Source organism: Aminicella lysinilytica (genome assembly GCF_004362975.1).
Classification (GTDB): Bacteria; Bacillota; Clostridia; order Peptostreptococcales; family Anaerovoracaceae; genus Aminicella; species Aminicella lysinilytica.
The window spans coordinates 1,909-5,979 of sequence record NZ_SNXO01000066.1 but is presented as its reverse complement, the minus strand read 5'-3'; the positions used below and the strand labels follow the sequence as shown (position 1 = coordinate 5,979).

1 protein-coding gene is annotated in these 4,071 nt (G+C 39.2%); it reads left to right on the top strand.

Annotated elements, in window-relative coordinates:
* Nucleotides 1–360: 360 nt before the first annotated feature.
* Nucleotides 361–4,071, top strand: a 3,711-nt coding sequence (locus EV211_RS10330; RefSeq protein ID WP_166635450.1) for an InlB B-repeat-containing protein, incomplete at its 3' end; no start/stop codon positions are given.

The following is a 4,071-nucleotide window of genomic DNA, read 5'->3' as shown; positions in this document are numbered from 1 at the left end:
AGTTGTTTAGATTATTATATGAATTGAACCGCCGTATGCCGAACGGCATGTACGGTGGTGTGAGAGGGGCTACTTGCTAGCCCCTACTCGATTGGATATTATCAGATAATTAACTCTCTCGTAACCCTCGTCATTTATACTGATAAGACTAAATTGATTGTGTGTAAACGGTTGTGTATAAATGTGTTATCCTGCAAATGTTATTAACTACAGGATGAACAGGCTTAGGTTTGTTCGTCATTTATAATAAGGAAACAATAACCGTTTTACCACGTAGATGTTAATGGAAAACGGTTTTTTTATGTGTTTAGGAAAAACCGATAAGTTATTGACTATATCGATCATATGGAGGGAGAAAAAATGAGAAAGAAATTGATGGCAATATTGCTTTCAGTAGCAGTGATCAGCATGTACACATTCGGCAGCGTCGGATCTATATTTGCTGAAGACGCCAGTACGGATACTAGTACTCAGACAGAGAGCACCCAGACTACTGACACAACAGAAGCTACTGACTCTACTTCTACCGGTACAGAGGATACCACGGCTGAATCTGAAGATTCAACCCAGGACACTACTGTAAGCTATCCGGAACAGAGTTTCAGTGATAGCGTAGGCGGAACAGATATCAGTGTTTCTGCACCTGAGGGAGCTTTCCCAGAGGGTACAACGATGAAGGCTACTGCAGTAAGCAGCTCTGACGTTCAGACTGCAATTGATAAGGCAGCTGGAAGCGAAGTTAAAAACTTACAGGCGATAGATATTACCTTCTATGATAAAGACGGTAATAAAGTTGAACCTAAGAAGAATGTAGATGTTAAATTCAGCAGCGTTGATCTCAACGGAGACAATGGACTGAATGTTTATCACATGAACAGTGATAACACATCTGCTGATAAAGTTGCTGAGAGCGATTCTTCGGATTCAGCATCACTGAGCACAGGTTCATTTTCAATATACGTAATCACCGATGGTGATCCAGTCCTTAAGACATACAAGTTCTACAATGAGAGCGGAGATAAGGTTGTAAGTGAGCAGACTGTTAAAACCGGTGACAAACTAGTTGAACCAGAAACTCCAACTAAAGAAGGACACAAATTCCTGGGCTGGGCTACAAAAGGCAGCACCGATTACTTCACTTCATTCGGCACACAGACTGTTGGAGATACTGCAGAAGTAGATCTTTATCCACAGTTCCAGCAGGCTTATTATGTTTACTTCATGGATGGCACATCTGATGATTCCAGAGTAATATTCACTAAGGAAGGCGTTGCTAACGAAGAAATTAGTACCAATGGAGTAATGGTTCCATTAGCATCGAATATGTCAGTAACAGGCTGGTATACAGATGCAGGACTCACCAACAAAGTTTCATCAGTAACTTTAAAAGATTCTAATGTTAAACTTTATCCTAAAGTTGAAGAAGGCAATTACCTGACATTTGATGCGAATGGCGGATCATATACTGAACCTGAATTCGTATCTAAGAGTGGCGTAACTGCTGCTCCAACTACTCCTATAAAAGCTGGATATACATTTAAGTATTGGGCTGATAAGGATGGTAATGAGTATACGTTTGGACATGGAATACTAGCTGATGTTACTCTCTATGCAGTATGGGAAGCTAGCCAGACGACATATACAGTAATCCATTGGCAGCAAAATGCTAATGATGATGAATATTCGTATAAAGAATCAGAGACTATGAATGGCACTGCAGATGAGAAAACAGCAGCCGTAGCAAATAAATATGATGGTTTTAAAACTGTTAATACTATTACTCAGCAGACAATTAACGGCGATGGATCTACTATAGTCAATGTTTACTATGACCGTGAAATGTATACTATTCATTTCTATAATCGTGTAGAAAAATGGTATCCGTTCGAAGGTTCTTACTATGTAAAGGGATCAGAACTTACAGATTTAAAAATAACTGCTAAGTATGGTGAGAATATCAAAGATAAGTGGCCGACATCCACTGCAACTAATTGGTTGGTTGAACCTAATGGTAATACTTATCAGTCAGGTATTTCTACAATGCCATTAGGCGGAGCGAATTTTTACTATGTTGATCAAAATGGCAAGTATACAATAAAGACATACTATTATACGGAGACTCTTGATGGAAAGACATATGAATTAGATCACACGGATTCGTTTAAATCAAGCCATACTAATTGGCATACTACTAAAGAAGACCATTATGATATTGATGGGTTCACTTATACTAAGAATATAGATGATAATTCATATTATCATCAGGAAGGTAATAGTAAGACCTATTCTGTCACATTTAACTATAGCCGTAATAGTTACAACGTAAAGTTTATAAACAAAGGTAGTGTAGATAAAACAGAAACGAATAAGTATCAAGCAGATATAAGCGGTTTGAGTTATACTCCTGAACGACCTAGTAATGTACCTGAGGGTTACACATTTGCAGGTTGGTATGATAACGAGAATTGTGAGGGGGAAGCATACAGTTTTACAGGGAAAACCATGCCTTCACATAATATCACGTTGTATGCTAAGTGGGCAGCTCCTACGTATACTGCAAAAGCACACCTTGATTTGGTTGATAGTGGTTCAACTGAATCAAAGTCATTGACTGTTGGATATGGATCGAAAATCAATAAGTCAGATATGCCAACAGTTGTTGATTCAACTGGAAAAGTATTGAGTCAAGGCGATGATGAAAAGAAGGTAACAGTACCAGACGGATATAAGTGGCTTGGTTGGAGCACATATAGTAATGGGGAGTATAAACTTTATAACTTTGATACAGAAGTATATGCAGACAAAGACCTGTATCCTAACTATATAAGTGAGGCTAAATATAAGGTCAGTTATGATTTGAATTCTGATTCTGCTAGCGGAACTGTACCGACTGATTTAATGAATTATGCTTCAGGCAGTTATGCAGAAGTAGCTTCAGGCCTAACAATAATTGCACCTACTGGAAAAGTATTCCTGAATTGGAATACAAGCAAGGATGGTACTGGTGATACATATTACCCTAAGGATAAGATACAGATCAAGGGTGATACTACACTATATGCACAGTATGGACCAATTGAGAGTGTAATTTCACTTACATACCATGCAAATTATCCGGATGGCATAAAAGCCTCAGGATCAACAGAGAACACAGTCAATTCTCTGAAGAATAATGAGAAAGTTGCTTTATTGGAGAACACGTTTACTGAGGCAACAAGTGATTATGTATTTGAAGGTTGGAATACTAGGGCAGACGGCAGCGGAACAACATACGCTACTGGAAGCGAAGTGTATATAGACAATGATACTACTCAAGGCACCAACGACTTATACGCTAAGTGGGTCAAGAAAGAAGTATTGAATGTTGAAATTACTGGTAACACAGATTCAGTAGTTTACGACGGACAGTCACACTCAGTAGAGGGATATACAATCAATGCAAATGATTTACCTGAAGGTGTGTCTGTAAGCTTGAACGCAGGTTCTAAGGCAATAGCAACGGGAACTAATGCAGGCATCTATAATATGGGGCTTACCAAGGATGACTTTACAATTAGTGGAGCAGACAAATATAAGGTAAATTTGTCTGTTAATGATGGTTCATTGACGATCGCAAAGGCAGCAGTAACACTGACAAGTGCATCTGACAGTAAAGAGTTCGACGGAGATCCACTCACTAATGACAAAGTTACATCAGAAGGATTCGTCGGAAATGACGGAGCCACATACGATGTGACAGGAACTCAGACATATGTAGGAGAAAGTAAGAATGCATTCTCATATACATTGAATGGGGATACTAAAGCGGACAACTATGATATCACAAAGACAGAAGGAACACTGAAAGTAACAGACCGTAAAGAAGCTTATGATATCACAGTTAAGGCAAAGAGCGACAGTGCTACATATGACGGAAAAGAGCATAGCGTAAGCGGCTTTGATGCTACAGAATTCACAGTTGAGGAACACAAGTACACAGTAGAAGGACTCAGCGCATCTGCAAAGGGAACTAACGCTGGTACATACGCATCAAAGGTAGAAGGAACTGCCAAAGTTCTGGATGCTGCTGGA